We start from the raw sequence: 16191 nt of genomic DNA, 5'->3' as shown, positions 1-16191 counted from the left end.
TGAACCCTGACGGCCACTAACCTTCTTGGCTGTATTGCACACCCGTGATGACACCGAACGGATCAGACATGCACAACCATGGTGCCTGCGCCCCTGCGACCGACAAGGTTGTCACCGATCCTGTCGGCTCGGACCGGGTGGAAATGGCGTTCACGTCCTTGGGGCCAACCCCCGTTTCGGCGGAAACAAGCGCTTCACAACTGCCCTGCAAATCCGTTTCTGAAACCGCATTGCCCGAGGACGTTTGCGTACAGGCCGACAGCCCCACCACAGTGATCAGATAAAGTGCTGGTCTCATTGGTTATTGCCCCTGTTTTGCCTGCGACCAACGCTCGCACAATCTGACGGGAATACAAGCGTCATTCGGGCACGGGCTTGGATGATGCGCGCGGCTGACCCTCGGCCTTTAACAAGAGTACAAGCGCCACGACGGTCAGAATTGCACCCACAAACACCAGTAAGCCTGGGGGCTTCTGACCCAATGCAACCTCCCACAGGATCACCCAGCTGGGCGTCAGATAGGTGTAAGCCATCACTTTGGCCGAAGGCAGCCGCAGGGTTGCGAATTGCACCAGAACAAAGCTGGCCGCCGTTGCAAAGATCGAGACATAGAGCAGCCCGACCCAAACAATCAGCGGCAGGTTGGCCCAGTTGGTCGCGCGGATCTCGGCCCAACCATACAACGTCAGCAACACGCAGCCCGCGACCAGAGTACCAAAGGTGAACACCACCGCCGGCTCGCCTCGGTTCAGCTTGCGCACCATGGGCGTGTAGATCGCATGCGCCAAACAGCCCCAGAAATAGATGATCTCACCGCCACCGATCTCGAACGCCATAAAGGCCCGCCAGTCGGCCCGGAATATGACCCAAAGCGCGCCCACTGCGCCAACTGACAGGGCAAAAGCCATTCTTGGCGTGGTGACCTGCCGCAGCAACACCCACCCTGCAACCGCTGACATCACCGGCGTCAGCGTGAACACTGCCGCTGCGCTGACCGGGGGCGCGGTCTTCAATCCATGGAACATCAGCACGAAATAGCTGGCGAACAATCCGCCCAAGACCAGATAACGCCAGGGTGCCTGCGCCGCGCTTCGGGGCAAGTCGGTCGTCAGAAGCGCCGCAACGCCGATCACAACCGATGCGATCAGAAATCGAGCTGCCGTGATCGCTTCGGGCGCGATCTGGTTGGCGATCAGTGACCCCAGCGAAAAACTGCCCGCCACCAGAGCCGAAAAAACCAGCATGGCCAGATGGCCCTGGGCCTGAGGACTCACGCCGACCAACCTTTGGATTGCTCTTTCAGAAAGGTCAGGAAACTCTGAACCTTGGTGGTGCGGTGCAGGTCCACATGGGTCACAAGCCACAGATTCCCGAACCATTCGGGCAGCGGCTCTATCACCTCGATCAGACTGGGGTCGCGGCCCGCCTCCCAACGAGCCATGAAGCCGATCCCAGCCCCGGACATAACCGCCTCGCGGTTGCAGAAATTATTGGTACAGCGAAATATGATGTTTTCGGCCGGTACGGTCTTGCGCAACCAGCGCGAAAACGGAGCGCGGCTGTTTTCATCGTCGGCACCAACGAAGAAATGGTTTCTAAGGTCCTCGACACTCTTGGGCTGACCGTGACGCTCCACATATGCTGTACTGGCATAAAGCCCGACTTCCTGATCGATAAACGGCTGCACCACATTGTCCGGTTGATCAGGGGCCGAACCCGCCCGGATCGCCACATGCGCTTCGCCATATTCCAGACGGAACAGGCGATCACCTGTCAGGTAACGCACGATCAGGCCCGGGTGTAAGCGTTGGAATTCACTAAGTACCGGGACCACCAAAGGCGCCAATGAGGACAGCGAGGTCACGACCAACTCTCCTGAAACATCGTCCCCCCGCCCCTTCATTCGCCCGACCAGTTGGTTGAACTGATCCTCGGTCGCTTGTGCCACACGCAACAGATCATCCCCGGCTTCGGTCGGCGTGTAACCACGCGCATGACGCTGGAACAGTTTGACACCCAGCCGTGCCTCGATCGCGTCGATATGGCGGATCACGGTGGCATGATGCACGCCCAAAACCTCGGCCGCGCCGCTGACGGTCCCCATACGGGCAACCTGATAAGCGGTTCTTACTTCGTCCCAATTGTCCACGGCATTACCTCAGATGTGCAAATTCCAACAGTCAGTGTTGATATATCCGAGTTTTGTTCATTCTCGCAATATCCATATTGGCCGCAGACGAAAATCCTATCAGAAGGACCAAGTGAAATGACCAAGACCATCCTGCATATCGACGCCTCGGCCCGCCGTGAAGGTTCAGCTACCCGCGATCTGTCCAACCGTATCGTCAACCATCTGGGTGCTGCACGCATTATCCGCCGCGATCTGGCCTCCCCCCTGCCCCTGCTGACCGAGGACTGGATCAGCGCCAACTTCACCCCCGGCGATCAGCGCAACGACGCGCAGCGCGAACATCTGGCGCTATCGGATTCACTGGTAGGCGAGCTGCAACAGGCCGACACCATCGTCATCGGTTTACCGATCTATAACTTTTCGGTACCTGCCGCATTCAAAGCCTGGATTGATCTGGTTGCCCGCGTCGGCCTGACATTCTCGTATACTGAGAACGGCCCAGTGGGACTGCTGACAGACAAACGCGTGGTTCTGGCCATCGCCTCGGGCGGCACTGCCGTTGGGTCCGAGATCGATTTTGCTACCAACTATGTGCGTCACGTTCTGGGCTTTATTGGCATCACCAATGTCGACGTGGTCGCCGCCGACAAAATGGCGCTGGACGCCGAGGCCACGCTGAACAACGCCCACAAGGCAGTAACTGAGCTGGCGGCCTGATCGCCTCTGGTCTTTATACGCCGAAACGTCCAGTCTGCCTCCCGAACGGGAATTGGCAGGCTGGGCGTTAGTTATGAAAAAGATCGGAATTCTGGGCGGAGTGGGCTGGGCCTCGACCGTGGATTATTACCGGGCGATTGCACAGGGCGCGGGCCGGTATTTTGCTGACCTCGGTCACGGCTCGCCACTACCCATCCCGCCCATGACCATTGAATCCGTCACACAGGCCAAAACCCGCGCCCTGCGCGGTGTGGCAGGGGATGAGGCCAGCTGGGCCGAATTCGACGCCGTCTTCCGCGAGGCCCTTTTGACGTTGGAACGCGCAGGCTGCGATTTCGGCATCATCGCCTCGAACACGCCACACGCAAGGCTGCACGCGATCCGGCAAGGTGTGGCGATGCCAATTCTGAGCATTTTTGACGCAACCGCCGAAGCCACTGCCTCTGCCGGAGCATCAAGCGCTCTGGTTCTGGGGACGGCGGTGACCATGCAGGCGACTGACTATGCCGATCGGCTGGCCAAAGAGGGCATCACGGCCAACGACCGCCTGCCGGAACCCGAGATTGCCGAGATGCAGGCCATGATCGACAGCGAATTCTACGGCGGCGCGTCGGACACGGCCCGCACACGACTACTGACCTTTTGCAACAAACATGCCACCCCCGGCACCGCCGTCCTCCTGGCCTGCACCGAGTTACCCCTGGCCTTTCCTGATCATCTGGACGATCCCGTTTTCAAGTCCGACGGACACCTATTCATTAACCCGTCCGCAGCGCATGTCGAGGCGGCTTTGAAAGAAGCGCTGGAGGGTTGATCAGGGCAACCAGGTCACTTCACAGCCGATCCGGTCAAAGAACGCCATCAGATCGGCGCGCGTCATTACTACGGTACGGTCGTTCACCAGCGGGTGCATGTTGATCACGTCTGAATTCTGCGCCGCGCTATCCATAAAGAACCGCACTTCGTTCTGAACCCCATTGATCATCGCCAGTGGGCTGACCGCTCCGGGCCGGATACCGAGGTTCTGCATCAGACGATCCGCCGAACCGAAGGACAGATTCCCGACACCCAACTCCGCACCCAGGGCTTTAAGGTCAATCTCGCGGCTCTGTTCCAGCGTCACCAGATAGTTCCGCTTTTTCTTGTCACGCAGGTACAGGTTCTTGAGCCGCAGCGTATTTTCTCCGGGCACCAGAAACTGATCCTCAACCCCTTTCGCATCCTCGACCGTGCGCAGCGGGATATGCCTGTGCAACCGATAGGCCAGCCCCCAATCGCCCAACTGCGTCAGCAGCGCGTCAGAGCTGAGCGGCAATGTATCTTGAAAGGCAGATGATGCGTCCATGGGAACCTCCTATGTAACGCGCTCTTCGCGCAACATGGAACAAGATTCAAGGCACGACAGACCCGCGACACAGTGCTAGCGTGCCGCCATGAAAGTCACGCGCAATACACCGAACCAACTGATCCTGTCCGATACCCCATGGTTCATAGGCATCACACTTGTCTTATTTATTCTAATCTTTGTCGGCCTCGGTCTCTTCTTGATGACCGAGGGGGGCGAGGCCATCCTGTTCGGCCTGATATTCGCCCTCGGCGGCGGAGGGTTAGGATTTGGGGCCTTCTGCGCTTTTGTACGGCGCGTTCAGGTCATTCTGGACCGGGACAAAGACAGCATCGTGATCCGCAGGCATTCGGTTTTTGGCTATGATGCCGTCGAACACATGCTGTCGAACCTGTCCCATGCCGAGATTGAAACAACGATTTCGCGCAGCAACAAGGGCTCATCTACGCTGTATCGCCCCGTACTCATACTGGACAAAGGCATGAGCGCGGGTCGGCACCCCATTGTTGAGGCCTATTCCAGTGGGCGCGGCGCGCATCGGCTGGTGGATGCCGTCAATGAATGGCTTCCGGCACGCAAGGTTGACTCTGTCAGCCAATCGGCCTAAATCGCCGCCAACATCCGGAAGCATCTGATCTTCCGGTCCCTTGAGTCGTTCAGGGATCGCCCCCCACCAGCGAGTTTCGCCCGTGGGGGCAATGTCATTTGGCATTACCCCCACGTCTAATTCAGTGGGAGGGGGCAATTGTGCATTTAACCGGTGTTTCTTATCTAAGAGGCGCCACGAGATAACCGGCTAAGGAGGCCGAAGGCATGTTTGAAAATCTATCCGAACGCCTTTCCGGCGTCTTTGACCGGCTGACCAAGCAGGGCGCCCTGTCCGAGGAAGACGTCAAGACCGCCCTGCGTGAGGTTCGGGTTGCGCTGCTTGAGGCTGACGTCTCGCTGCCGGTTGCCCGGGAATTCGTCAAGAAGGTTCAAAGCCAGGCCACCGGTCAGGCGGTCACCAAGTCGATCACCCCAGGTCAGCAGGTCGTCAAGATCGTGCATGACGCGCTGGTTGATGTACTGCGCGGCGAGGAAGACCCCGGTGCGCTGAAGATCGACAACCCGCCTGCCCCGATCCTAATGGTCGGTCTGCAGGGTTCGGGTAAGACGACCACCACCGGTAAACTCGCCAAACGCCTGAAAGAGAAAGAGGGCAAGAAGGTCCTTATGGCCTCGCTGGACGTCTATCGCCCGGCGGCGATGGATCAGCTGGCCGTTCTGGGCACACAGGTCGGCGTCGATACCCTGCCGATCGTCCCTGGCCAAAAACCGGTCGACATTGCCAAGCGCGCCAAGCAACAGGCGACGCTGGGTGGCTATGACGTCTATATGCTCGACACCGCGGGCCGTCTGCATATCGACGAAGTCCTGATGGACGAGGTCGAGCAGGTGCGCAATGCGGTTGACCCACGCGAAACTCTGCTGGTGGTTGACGGCCTGACCGGTCAGGTCGCCGTTGAGGTGGCCGAAGAGTTCGACGCCAAGGTCGGCATCTCGGGCGTGGTGCTGACCCGTATGGACGGCGACGGACGTGGCGGCGCGGCGCTGTCGATGCGCGCGGTCACCGGCAAACCGATCCGCTTTGTCGGCCTGGGCGAGAAGATGGACGCCCTCGAAACCTTTGAGCCGGACCGGATCGCTGGTCGTATTCTGGGCATGGGCGACATCGTTGCTCTGGTCGAAAAGGCCCAGGAAACGATGGAGATGGAACAGACCGAGCGCATGATGAAGCGCATGGTCAAAGGTCAGTTCAACATGAACGACCTGAAAATGCAGCTGGAGCAGATGATCCAGATGGGTGGCATGCAGGGCATGATGGGCATGATGCCGGGCATGAACAAGATGGCCAAGCAGATGGATCAGGCCGGTCTGGACGACAAAATCCTGCGCCAGCAGATCGCCCTGATACAGTCGATGACCAAGCGCGAACGTGCCAACCCGCAACTGCTGCAGGCCAGCCGCAAGAAACGCATTGCAGCCGGTTCCGGTATGGAGGTCAGCGACCTCAACAAACTGCTCAAGATGCACCGGCAGATGTCGGACATGATGAAAAAGATGGGCAAGATGGGTAAAGGCAAGATGCTGAAACAAGCGATGAAGGGCATGTTCGGCAAAGGTGGCCCGTCGCCCGAAGAAATGGCCGCAGGCATGGACCCCAAGGCGCTGGAACAGGCGGCCAAGGCAATGGGCGGCAAAATGCCCGGCATGCCCGGTATGGGTGGCGGCATGGGTCTGCCTCCGGGTCTCAGCGGGTTCGGAAAGAAAAAGTGACCCCAGCACGCTGCACCCAGCCCCCGTCCGGCAAGGCGGCGATGGCAGCAGCGCAGTATCGCGCGGCCCTGCCGGTCCTTAAGACCCGGCGGCTGGTTCTGCGCGCACCCACTTTGGACGACCTGCCAGTGTGGACGTCGATCTGTAAAGAGAGCTTTGGCGACACCAATCAGGACGCCTGGACCGAGTTCTCCTACTATACCTCCGGCTGGCTGTTGCACGGACATGGTCTGTTCACCGTCACACTGAAAGAGGATGCTCAGGTCATTGGCTTTGTCATTCTGGGTCTCGAATGGGACGATCAGGAGCCCGAGCTTGGTTACCTGTTCCGCGCGGATCACAGACTGCAGGGTTACGCCACCGAGGCGTGCTCAGCTGTTCGCGATTTCGGTTTTGACCTGTTGGGATCTGGGCAATTCGTAAGCTATGTATCGGCTTCAAATGCCCGTTCGAATGCGTTGGCACAGCGCTTGGGTGCTTCGCGGGACGCAGTTGCCGAACGTGCATTTGATGCAGACCAGCATGTCTGGCGCTATGGCGAGGTGCCGGCATGAAACTTGCTCTGGCCATACCGACTCTGGAAACCGAACGTCTGATCCTGCGCGCACCATCTGAAACTGATCTGGACGCGGACGCCGCATTCTTTGCCAGCGATGCTGCGAAGTATGTCGGCGGACCTCTGCGTCGGGATGAAGTGTGGCGGATCATTGCCATGCATTTTGGCCATTGGGCTCTGCGTGGTTATGGATATTGGAGCGTCGACGAAAAAGACACTGGCAACTATGTCGGGCGGATCGGCCTTTGGTTCCCCGAAGGTTGGCCCGAGCCCGAGGTCGGTTGGACCCTGATGAATCATGCGACCGGAAAGGGCTATGCGACCGAGGCCGCTCTGGCCGCGCGCGCCCATGCCTATGACATATTGGGCTGGGACACGGCGATTTCACTGATCGACCCGGAAAACCACGCCAGCAAGGCCGTGGCCAAACGGCTGGGCGCTAAGCTCGACTATCACTACGAACACCCGAAATTCGGCGCGACCGAAATCTGGCGCCACCCTGCCCCCGCCGATCTGGTGAATGGCGGCATGGAGGCCTACGCATGACCCACATCGCTTTGCCCGCAAAGAGGAACGGCCAATGACCAACCCCGTGACACAGGCTGCCGCGCTGTTGAAAGAGCATCGCGAAAGCATCGACCGGCTGGACGCGATCCTTGTCTATACGCTGGGCGAGCGGTTCAAGCACACGCAGGCTGTTGGCAAGCTCAAGGCCGCACACGACCTTCCCCCGTCCGATCCTTCGCGCGAGGCTGCGCAGATCGCACGATTAGAAGACCTGGCGAAAGAGGCCGATCTAGACCCCGACTTCGCCAAGGCTTTCCTGAATTTCATCATTCAGGAAGTCATCCGACACCACAAGAAACACCAGAATTAACCGGAAACGATCCCGGTAAACGCCATCCAAAGGAGATACCACCATGGCAATGAAAATTCGTCTCGCCCGCGGCGGCTCGAAAAAACGTCCTTTCTACCGCATCGTGGCTGCTGACAGCCGCATGCCTCGCGACGGTCGTTTCATCGAGAAACTGGGCACCTACAACCCGCTGCTGCCGAAAGACAGCGAAGAGCGCGTGAAAATGAACATGGAGCGTATCCAGTACTGGCTGGATCAGGGCGCACAGCCCACCGACCGTATCGCGCGCATGCTGGAAGCCGCTGGCACCCGTGACAAAGCCGAGCGTAACAACCCCAACAAGGGGACCCCGGGCAAGAAAGCTCAGGAACGCGCGGAAGAGAAAGCTGCAAAGGCTGCTGAAGCTGCCGAAGCAGCTGCTGCACCGGCTGAAGAAGCAGCAGCAGAAGAATAAGCAGGCGAGCGCGTGCAGGATCAGACTTTCACTGACGATTTCCGCACGCAGTTCGATCTGTTAATGCGGCTCCGGCGCGATGTGCGCCGGTTCCGCACCGATGCGATAGACGAGGCAGTGCTGACGCGCTGCCTCGACGCGTTTCGCTTGGCCCCTTCGGTTGGGCTTAGCGAACCCTGGCGTGTGATCCGCGTCGAAAGCGAAGCCGCGCGTGCCGCGGCGCTTGAAAATTTCCAAACCGCCAACGCGCAGGCGTTGGACGGTTACTCCGGCGAAAAAGCGCAACTTTACAGCCAGTTGAAACTGTCCGGCATGCAAGAAGCCCCGGTACAATTGGCCGTGTTCTGCGATGATGCCACCGATAAGGGGCAAGGTCTGGGTGCCGGAACGATGCCCGAGATGCGGCGCTATTCTGTTGTGTCCGCCGTTACCCTGTTCTGGCTGGCCTTGCGGGCCGAAGGGCTCGGACTGGGTTGGGTGTCGATCCTGGACCCTGACCGGCTGGCCCGTGACTTGAACGTGTCGGACGACTGGCGGCTGATCGGCTATTTCTGCGTCGGGCAGCCGGAAGAGTTTTCCGACACCCCCGAATTGGAACGTGTTGGCTGGGAAAGCCGCCACGACACGCTGCCGATTGAGGTGTGCTAAGAATGTTCGGGCTTATTCGACTTCCCATCCTGCTGATGATCGCATTTATTGTGGGCGTGTTCTTTGAACGCTCGAACCAGCGCGAGGCCTGTGAGGCACGCGGCGATTGGCAGGACGGATTATGTGTGACGGTGGACAAGCCAAATGAGTGATCTGATCTGTGTCGGCAGCATTGCGGGCTCGTACGGGGTGCGCGGCGAAGTGCGCCTGAAAAGCTTTTGCGCGGTCCCCGAGGATATCGAGACCTATTCCCCACTGACGGACGAAAACGGCGGCGAGCGTTACCCCTTGGTTTTGACCCGCCCCATCAAGAACGGGTTCGCCGCCCGATTGGGCGGGATTGAAACCAAAGAACAAGCGGACGCGATCAATGGCCTGCGTCTGTATGCCCGTCGCGATCAGCTACCCTCGTTGCCCGACGACGAATTTTATCATACCGATCTGATCGGGCTTGAGGTTTATGATACAGGCGGCACTCTGCTGGGCCGGGTGAAATCGGTGCAGAACCACGGCGCAGCCGACTTGCTGGAACTGCATGGTCCGGGTCTGAAATCTACGGTCTTGCTGCCTTTTACGCGCGAGGCTGTTCCGACGGTTGATCTGGACAAGGGCCGCATTGTCGCTGATCCGCCCGAAGGGCTGATCTGATGCGGAGGGTTTTGTTGCATCTAGGGCTGCACAAAACCGGCACCACCGCGGCCCAGTCTTTCCTGTATGACAACCGCGAATTGATCTGGCCGCATTTCTCGCTGATCTTGCCCTATCGCACCCGAAACTCGGGCCTATCCCGCGCGGCCACCACACATTCCATATATGGCACCGTGGGTACGTTGTCCGAATTCGGAACCCGGATGCGCGCCTTTCTCGAAACACTGGATTTCGGCACCAGACGCGGATTGATCGTCAGCGAAGAAAACTTTGCCGGATTACGCCCTAGCCGCAACATCGAACAGGGCTATGCAGCCGCACCGGAACTTGCCGCTTGTCTGGTGGACGCGGTCCGGCACCGCTTTGACCAGCAAGAGGTCGAAATCACGATCTACCTGTCCTTGCGCCAGCGCGGCGGCTGGCTGCGCAGCCTCTGGGCGCATGATCTGGAACGCATGCGTCAGGTCCATGACTTCGAAGCCTTCCGGGCAAGCATGGATCATCTGCCATCTTTGCAAGACACGGCAGACCAAATCCGCGAACGGCTGCCTTCAGTCACGGTGAAGACAGGTTGGCTTGAGGAATTGCAACTGCAACGCTTTGGTCCCGGCACCCCGTTCGCCGAATTTCTGAACCTGTCGCGCGACAAGACCAAACGTCTGGTGCCGCCTTCCCGGGTGAACAATCGCCTACCCGAGGACGTTCTGGCGGAATTGCTGGATTTGAATCGCTCGCGTCTGGACGAAGCCGCCTTGATTGCGCAAAAGACGGCGATAATTGAACGCGCAAAAGGCGCTCTGACCGGCACGACATGACAGACAAACCCAGTAAATCCCACGGTCGCAAGGCGATCCGGCCAACCCTGAAACCGCGCGAGCTGTTGACTCCTACGCCTGATCTGCATGGGGTGTGGAAGGCCAAGATCATCACTCTGTTTCCTTCAGCCTTTCCTGGGGTGCTGGGCGAAAGCCTGACCGGAAAGGCATTACAGGAAGGTTTGTGGCAGCTGGAAACCGTTGATCTGCGCCCGTTCGGCATCGGCAAACATCGCAACGTCGACGACACACCTGCGGGTGGTGGTGCAGGCATGGTGCTGCGTGCCGACGTTCTTGGAGAGGCGATCGAACACACGATGGCGGGTGTTCAGGGCAATTGGCCGCTGATCTATCTCAGCCCGCGTGGACGCCGGATGGATCAACGTATGATGCAAAACCTCGCGCGCTGCGACGGCATGACCCTGCTGTGTGGTCGCTTCGAGGGCGTCGATGAGCGGGTGCTGGAACATTATGGCGTCCAAGAGGTCAGCTTGGGCGACTTCGTTATGACCGGTGGTGAGATCGCAGCGCAAGCACTCATCGACGCCACGGTGCGATTGATCCCCGGCGTATTGGGCAATCAAGCCTCGGCCGAGGAAGAAAGCTTTTCGTCTGGTTTGCTGGAGCATCCGCAATACACGCGCCCCGCTGAATGGAAGGGCCGCCCGATCCCCGACATTCTGATGTCCGGCCACCACGGGCGCATTGCCGATTGGCGGCACGAAATGTCAGAACAGATCACCCGCGAACGGCGACCCGATCTGTGGGAGATCTACCGAAAGGAGCGGGACTAGCCCCCCGCCTTCCAGCGCGCCCAGCTTTCGGGGTGGCCGTTGAACGTGTTGATATCCACCTTGCCCTGCACGCCAGGCACCAGCCCGGTGCCGGTATATTGCCAGAACCGCCAGGACGATCTCGGATAAACCTGATGGGGGTGTCCGGCAACGGATCGCAGCCAGAATTCGGTCCCGCGCAGACGTCCTATTTCTGTATCTCCATGAAAATCCACCGTTGTATAGACGATCGGACGGCGTCCATAGTGACGTTCCAAGATATCTAGAAACCGCTTAGCCTCGGCCCGGACGGTGGCACCATCGGGGCGCAACCTGCAGGTTCTGGAATGCGGCGTCCACTCCATATCCAGCACATGCGGCAGGTCAGCCCCTTTTGGCACGTTCTTGATGAACCATCGGGCCTGTTCATGCGCTGGGCGGCAGAAATAATAATAATGATACGCCCCCCACGGCACGCCCGCAGCTTGCGCGCCACGGCGATGGTCTTCGAACAAGGGGTCGGCGACATCTCCACCTTCGGTCGCTTTGATGAACACAAAACTGACGCCTGATGCCTTGGCCTGATGCCAGTCGATCGGCCCCTGCCAGCGTGAGACATCCAGCCCATGCACCGGATAGTGGCCAGGATGCCGCCCATCCCAGTCATGCGGGTCGGCGTCGCCAAAGGCCGGGTAGATGACTGAAGGGGAAGTTGTACTTAGAAAAGCTTTGGCCTCGACCTTTTGAGGCGGAGGTGTGCTGCGACCACAGGACAGGGTCGCAAAGGCCATGACGGCCAGCATCAATGCAATGCGCATGATCGGTTCCTGTTTTTAAATTACTGCTCTTATAATTGCCCCCAGAATGCCTGATCCGCCTGATAACGCAACGGTGCAGTTTGCTTACGGCGAAAACCCACCACCCTTGCGTTGAAAATATGGTGTTTTTATCTTGATCCCTGATCGCAAACCCCGTAAAGCAGCGCAATCCGGTGCCGCGTAACGCGACTCCGGTGTTTTGGTTTGCATCATGGCGCATCGCTTAGCTTTCTTCAGCCACGGCGTGTCAGGGCAGGCCAGACCAAAGGAACATTCGATCTGACCTCTGGCGGGCTGTACGCAGGACCCGGTGAAGACCAAGAGCTCTCAGGCCGTGCTTAACTTCGTGGACCAACCACGAGCAGATAGGAGTAACTGCGATGGACTTGATCGCACAGCTTGAGGCGGAACAGATTGCCGCCCTGGGGAAAGACATCCCCGATTTCAAAGCCGGTGACACCATCCGTGTCGGCTTTAAAGTGACCGAAGGGTCGCGCACCCGTGTGCAGAACTACGAAGGCGTCTGCATCGCGCGCAAAGGTGGCGACGGCATCGCCGGATCGTTCACCGTCCGCAAAATCTCGTTTGGCGAAGGTGTGGAGCGTGTGTTCCCACTGCATTCGACCAACATCGACAGCATCACCGTTGTCCGCCGTGGCCGCGTCCGTCGCGCCAAACTGTACTATCTGCGCACCCGTCGCGGTAAATCCGCACGTATCGCAGAAGTCACAAACTACAAGCCCAAAGCTGGCGCCGAGGCGTAAGGAGCGGAAAGATGAAAAAAGACATCCATCCCGATTACCACTTCATCAACGTCAAAATGACCGATGGCACCGTGGTTCAGATGAAATCCACCTGGGGCAGCGAAGGCGACCAGCTGGCATTGGAAATCGACCCCTCCTCGCACCCCGCGTGGACCGGTGGCTCGTCGCGCCTGATGGACGCCGGCGGCCGCGTGTCGAAGTTCAAGAAGAAATACGAAGGTCTGGGCTTCTAATCCCACCCCGTTTCGAATGCGAAAGGCCGTCCCGAGGGGCGGCCTTTTTCTTTTTGGGACAGGCATGTGAGACGATACAAAGGGCCTGCCAGAAAGGAAGCCCCTGAAGGCACCCTCGCCGATCTCACGCGTCACACGCAGTGATCGCCGCACAATGCTGAAAAGGTGCTACACTTGGCACCAAGAACCGCCCTGATACGACGGAGACCCTGAAATGCCCAAGTACAATGATATGTTCGAACTTTCGGTGCAGGATATGGATCTGATCGAAACAGCCTTGCGCGGCTTGGCTGCCTCCCGTTCGCTGGCAACACCAGATGAAACGGATGATGGGAAAGTGGTTCGCGAAAACACCCTGCGCCGCGTCCATGATCTTCTTGGCAAGCTGCACGATCAGAAGGTTTTCTATCGACCCAAAGATGGGGTGTACCTTGGAGGTTAAACCCATTTGATCCAGACCGGTCGACGTCTTTTTCCGCTAATGCATTTACCTGGGTGCGCGCGTCAGTTCTGCCGCACTGTGCAACGGCGGCACCGGCCCGCGCAGCAGCACCAAGGCCAGTACCATGCCGACAAGCGCGGCAATCGCGGCGACCACCATGGCGCTGTCAAAGGCATTGTCCAGCAATTCGCGCAAAGCTCTGGCCAAGACCGAACTGGTCGATGGATCCATCCCCGCGATCAATTGCTGGATCTGGCTGGGCGTGCCGTGGGTCAGCGCATGTGCCAGATCCTCGCGCTGGGTTGAACCGGCGGGCAACGCAGCGATCACCTCGGACAGACCGCGACGAATGGTGATAGATTCGGCCAGACCGCCGACCACCGCTCCAAGGGTGGCTCCGAAATAGAGGCAGGCGTTGATCACGCCTGACCCCTGGCCAACATGTACTTCGGGTAGAAGACGCAGGCCGAGGCGCGGCAGCAAGGAAAAACAGATGCCCATACCGACGCCAACAATCAAAAGCTTCCACCAAATCTCGGCATATTGCGTGGAATTGTTGGTTGTCATCAGCAACAGGAACCCGCAGGCCATCGCCCCTAGGCCAATTGTAACGGGCCACCGGAAACTGTAAGGCGCCAGAAAGCGGGGCGCGGTCACCGAGATGACGAACATGCTGAGGCTGAGCGGCATGATCGCTAACCCTGCCCCAATTGAGCTGTATCCGAAGGCGTCCGGCGACTGCACGAAGGTGTTGAAATAAACAAAAAAGCAGAACAACGTGAAGCCCGTAACAAACATGCCCGCCGCAGCCATAAAGTAACGCGGATGGCGAAAGTATCGCAGTTCGACCAGCGGATCTGCGCTGCGGCGTGAGACAATCACCAGTACGACGGTCGCCATTGCCGCGATGGCCAACGGCACCAACGTAAGCGGCGTGGCCCATCCACCGCTTTCCCCATTGCTGAGCGCAAAGGAAAGTGGCCCGAGGAACAACAGGATGGCAACTGCACCCGGATAGTCGAACTTCGCACCGGCAAGGCGGGTGTCGGGTATGTATTTCCGTCTGCTGACGAGCAGTCCAATGGCGAAAGCCACCGCCAGCAGCACCAGGTCGGCCGCAAAAACCGCTCGCCAACTGACATAGTGGCCAAAGGCCCCGCCGACGATAGGCCCGACACCGATGGCCAGACCAACGATCGCGCCCCAGGCCCCGGTGACACTGGCGCGTTGTTCTTCGGGCGTAGCGGCGGTCAACAAAGACAACGAAGTGCCGAACAGCGCTGCTGCCCCTGCCCCCTGCGCACCACGACCAATCAGCAGCATCACTCCATCCTGAGCAAACAGCGCCAAGGCCGACCCGATCGCAAAGACGATCATACCAAAGAAAAATACGCCCATCTTGCCGGTAATGTCGCCCAGACGGCTGACGATGGTGACAAGCGTCGCGCTGGCTACGGAATAAGTTGCCATCACCCATTGCAGCCCGGACGGGGTCAGGTCGAACTCGGCCTTCAGGTTGGGCAGGATGGTGGTCACGGCGGTGGTATTAAACCCCACGACCATCATACAGATCGCCGTCATCGCCAGCACCACGCGGGCACGAGCCTGCGGGGTGACTTCTTCCGAGGTCTTGTCAGTCATCAACGCCCCTTAAATTGTAGGTCTTTAATCCAATTTATCAGCAGTTTAGCAGTTTTTTTCGCTTCGCATAGGGTGCGCGTCAGATCCAGTAGGACAGCGCAACCGGTAGAACAACAATCGTGGTCAGTGTCGAAACCAAAATGAATCCGGCCACATCCGGGCCGTATTCCGGCATGTGCTGATCAATGAACAGGTAGGTCGCAACCGAAGATGGCATCAGACAACACAGGATAAACGCGCCGCGTTCAGCCCCGGTAAAGCCAAACGCCCAGACCAGCGCGCTTGAGATCGCAACCGCCATAACCAGATGCAGCAGGGTCAGCACCACCGCCAGACCCAGACGTTTGATCCGCAAAGTCGCCAGTGTATGGCCCAGCGTCAGCAACATCAGCGGAATCGACAACCCGCCGAGAATGTCGAAGGACTTGGCGATAGGTTGCGGCAGGCTGTACCCGGTCGCCATTAAAATCAGCGAAAGGGTCACAGCGTAGATGATCGGCGAGGTGGCAATTTTACGGGGCGAGAATTCTCCGGCCGGAATCCACATACCGATGGTGAAGATACTGATCAGCACGACGACAACGAACCCCATCGCATAGGCCATGCCTGCGTCCCCCAACGCCAGCAGCGTGATCGGCAAGCCGATATTACCCACGTTGCTGTGCATCAGCGGTGTCAGAAATGCGCGTACCGGCAGGCGCATTGCCTTGAGGGCGACGAACCCCAGCACTCCGAATCCGGCGATGGCCAGTGCAGCGGCTGCCATTACATCCAGAAAAGTACCAATAGCGATACTGGTAGCGGACAGATGCGAGATGATCAGCGTCGGATACCCCACCCGCGACACGATCCCCCCGATCACCTTATTGTCGAACGGCGCTTTGATCAGGGCCAGACAATATCCGATTCCGGCGCAGATCAAGACGGGTAGGACCACGTTCAGAACGTTCAGAAACAGATGATCCACCGGTCGCCCCTATCGCAATTCTTTGCGTCTGACACTGAAACAGGGCACCGCTTTTGACAAGCAC

The 16191-nt window shown here is 58.8% G+C and carries 23 protein-coding genes; 16 read left to right on the top strand and 7 right to left on the bottom strand.

The window, feature by feature from the left end; all coding sequences use genetic code 11:
- Positions 1-16 precede the first annotated feature (16 nt).
- The 3 genes from ACR0B0_RS12230 to ACR0B0_RS12220 all read right to left on the bottom strand — a co-directional run bounded on the left by ACR0B0_RS12230 (position 17) and on the right by ACR0B0_RS12220 (position 2149).
- Positions 17-298, bottom strand: a complete 282-nt coding sequence (locus ACR0B0_RS12230; protein ID WP_170359979.1) for a hypothetical protein — start codon at positions 296-298, stop codon at positions 17-19.
- 61 nt (positions 299-359) lie between these two features.
- On the bottom strand, positions 360-1274 hold the full coding sequence (locus ACR0B0_RS12225) for a DMT family transporter (protein ID WP_480647976.1): 915 nt from the start codon (positions 1272-1274) through the stop codon (positions 360-362).
- A complete protein-coding gene (locus ACR0B0_RS12220) occupies positions 1271-2149 on the bottom strand; it encodes a LysR family transcriptional regulator (protein WP_480647974.1) in 879 nt (292 codons plus the stop codon). The genes ACR0B0_RS12225 and ACR0B0_RS12220 overlap by 4 nt, the downstream gene beginning before the upstream one ends.
- Before the next feature lie 117 nt (positions 2150-2266).
- Between ACR0B0_RS12220 and ACR0B0_RS12215 the strand changes: the two genes are divergently transcribed.
- Together ACR0B0_RS12215 and ACR0B0_RS12210 are read left to right on the top strand one after the other, a co-directional pair.
- Entirely contained in the window at positions 2267-2848 is a 582-nt protein-coding gene (locus ACR0B0_RS12215; protein WP_170550833.1) for an FMN-dependent NADH-azoreductase, read from the top strand.
- A 73-nt stretch (positions 2849-2921) separates the two neighbouring features.
- Positions 2922-3662 (top strand): aspartate/glutamate racemase family protein, encoded by a 741-nt coding sequence (locus ACR0B0_RS12210; protein ID WP_170377459.1) that lies wholly within the window; start codon positions 2922-2924, stop codon positions 3660-3662.
- Here ACR0B0_RS12210 and ACR0B0_RS12205 read toward each other — a convergent pair whose 3' ends face one another.
- Positions 3663-4193: a prolyl-tRNA synthetase associated domain-containing protein gene (locus ACR0B0_RS12205; protein WP_480647972.1), complete on the bottom strand. Its 531-nt coding sequence runs from the start codon at positions 4191-4193 to the stop codon at positions 3663-3665.
- An 88-nt stretch (positions 4194-4281) separates the two neighbouring features.
- Between ACR0B0_RS12205 and ACR0B0_RS12200 the strand changes: the two genes are divergently transcribed.
- From ACR0B0_RS12200 to trmD, 11 genes are all read left to right on the top strand, one after another.
- Positions 4282-4800, top strand: coding sequence for a hypothetical protein (locus ACR0B0_RS12200; RefSeq protein ID WP_480647970.1), 519 nt, complete (start codon positions 4282-4284; stop codon positions 4798-4800).
- A 206-nt stretch (positions 4801-5006) separates the two neighbouring features.
- Positions 5007-6512, top strand: a complete 1506-nt coding sequence (ffh, locus tag ACR0B0_RS12195; protein ID WP_170350327.1) for a signal recognition particle protein — start codon at positions 5007-5009, stop codon at positions 6510-6512.
- Positions 6509-7066, top strand: a complete 558-nt coding sequence (locus ACR0B0_RS12190) for a GNAT family N-acetyltransferase (protein ID WP_170350326.1) — start codon at positions 6509-6511, stop codon at positions 7064-7066. The genes ffh and ACR0B0_RS12190 overlap by 4 nt, the downstream gene beginning before the upstream one ends.
- Complete coding sequence (locus ACR0B0_RS12185) at positions 7063-7614, top strand: GNAT family N-acetyltransferase (protein ID WP_170350325.1); 552 nt, start codon at positions 7063-7065, stop codon at positions 7612-7614. Before ACR0B0_RS12190 ends, ACR0B0_RS12185 begins: the two co-directional genes overlap by 4 nt.
- 34 nt (positions 7615-7648) lie before the next feature.
- On the top strand, positions 7649-7945 hold the full coding sequence (locus ACR0B0_RS12180; protein ID WP_170350324.1) for a chorismate mutase: 297 nt from the start codon (positions 7649-7651) through the stop codon (positions 7943-7945).
- Between the two features lie 43 nt (positions 7946-7988).
- Positions 7989-8378 (top strand): 30S ribosomal protein S16, encoded by a 390-nt coding sequence (rpsP, locus tag ACR0B0_RS12175; protein ID WP_170350323.1) that lies wholly within the window; start codon positions 7989-7991, stop codon positions 8376-8378.
- Positions 8379-8390: 12 nt separating this feature from the next.
- On the top strand, positions 8391-9026 hold the full coding sequence (bluB, locus tag ACR0B0_RS12170) for a 5,6-dimethylbenzimidazole synthase (protein ID WP_170350322.1): 636 nt from the start codon (positions 8391-8393) through the stop codon (positions 9024-9026).
- A 2-nt stretch (positions 9027-9028) separates the two neighbouring features.
- Positions 9029-9178 (top strand): hypothetical protein, encoded by a 150-nt coding sequence (locus tag ACR0B0_RS12165; RefSeq protein ID WP_165590802.1) that lies wholly within the window; start codon positions 9029-9031, stop codon positions 9176-9178.
- Entirely contained in the window at positions 9171-9674 is a 504-nt protein-coding gene (rimM, locus tag ACR0B0_RS12160) for a ribosome maturation factor RimM (protein WP_170350321.1), read from the top strand. Before ACR0B0_RS12165 ends, rimM begins: the two co-directional genes overlap by 8 nt.
- Complete coding sequence (locus tag ACR0B0_RS12155; RefSeq protein ID WP_170350320.1) at positions 9674-10489, top strand: hypothetical protein; 816 nt, start codon at positions 9674-9676, stop codon at positions 10487-10489. Before rimM ends, ACR0B0_RS12155 begins: the two co-directional genes overlap by 1 nt.
- Positions 10486-11283, top strand: coding sequence for a tRNA (guanosine(37)-N1)-methyltransferase TrmD (gene trmD, locus ACR0B0_RS12150; RefSeq protein ID WP_170350319.1), 798 nt, complete (start codon positions 10486-10488; stop codon positions 11281-11283). Before ACR0B0_RS12155 ends, trmD begins: the two co-directional genes overlap by 4 nt.
- Here the strand turns inward: trmD and ACR0B0_RS12145 are convergent.
- Complete coding sequence (locus ACR0B0_RS12145) at positions 11280-12080, bottom strand: glycoside hydrolase family 25 protein (protein WP_170350318.1); 801 nt, start codon at positions 12078-12080, stop codon at positions 11280-11282. The two genes, trmD and ACR0B0_RS12145, sit on opposite strands and share 4 nt — an antisense overlap.
- Positions 12081-12460: 380 nt before the next feature.
- Between ACR0B0_RS12145 and rplS the strand changes: the two genes are divergently transcribed.
- The 3 genes from rplS (at position 12461) to ACR0B0_RS12130 (ending at position 13519) form a co-directional block, all read left to right on the top strand.
- On the top strand, positions 12461-12844 hold the full coding sequence (gene rplS, locus ACR0B0_RS12140; protein ID WP_170350317.1) for a 50S ribosomal protein L19: 384 nt from the start codon (positions 12461-12463) through the stop codon (positions 12842-12844).
- Positions 12845-12855: 11 nt separating this feature from the next.
- Positions 12856-13077 carry a 50S ribosomal protein L31 gene (gene rpmE / locus ACR0B0_RS12135; protein ID WP_170350316.1) on the top strand — a complete coding sequence of 74 codons (222 nt, stop codon included), beginning with the start codon at positions 12856-12858 and terminating at the stop codon, positions 13075-13077.
- Between the two features lie 214 nt (positions 13078-13291).
- Complete coding sequence (locus tag ACR0B0_RS12130) at positions 13292-13519, top strand: hypothetical protein (protein ID WP_170350315.1); 228 nt, start codon at positions 13292-13294, stop codon at positions 13517-13519.
- 45 nt (positions 13520-13564) lie between these two features.
- Here the strand turns inward: ACR0B0_RS12130 and ACR0B0_RS12125 are convergent, their stop codons facing one another.
- Positions 13565-15160 (bottom strand): MFS transporter, encoded by a 1596-nt coding sequence (locus tag ACR0B0_RS12125; protein WP_170350314.1) that lies wholly within the window; start codon positions 15158-15160, stop codon positions 13565-13567.
- 79 nt (positions 15161-15239) lie between these two features.
- Positions 15240-16127: an AEC family transporter gene (locus ACR0B0_RS12120; RefSeq protein WP_480647968.1), complete on the bottom strand. Its 888-nt coding sequence runs from the start codon at positions 16125-16127 to the stop codon at positions 15240-15242.
- Between the last annotated feature and the right edge of the window lie 64 nt (positions 16128-16191).

Source organism: Ruegeria sp. BA12 (assembly GCF_056539625.1).
Note: the sequence above shows the minus strand (reverse complement) of the source record. Positions and strands in the feature narration are given on the sequence as shown.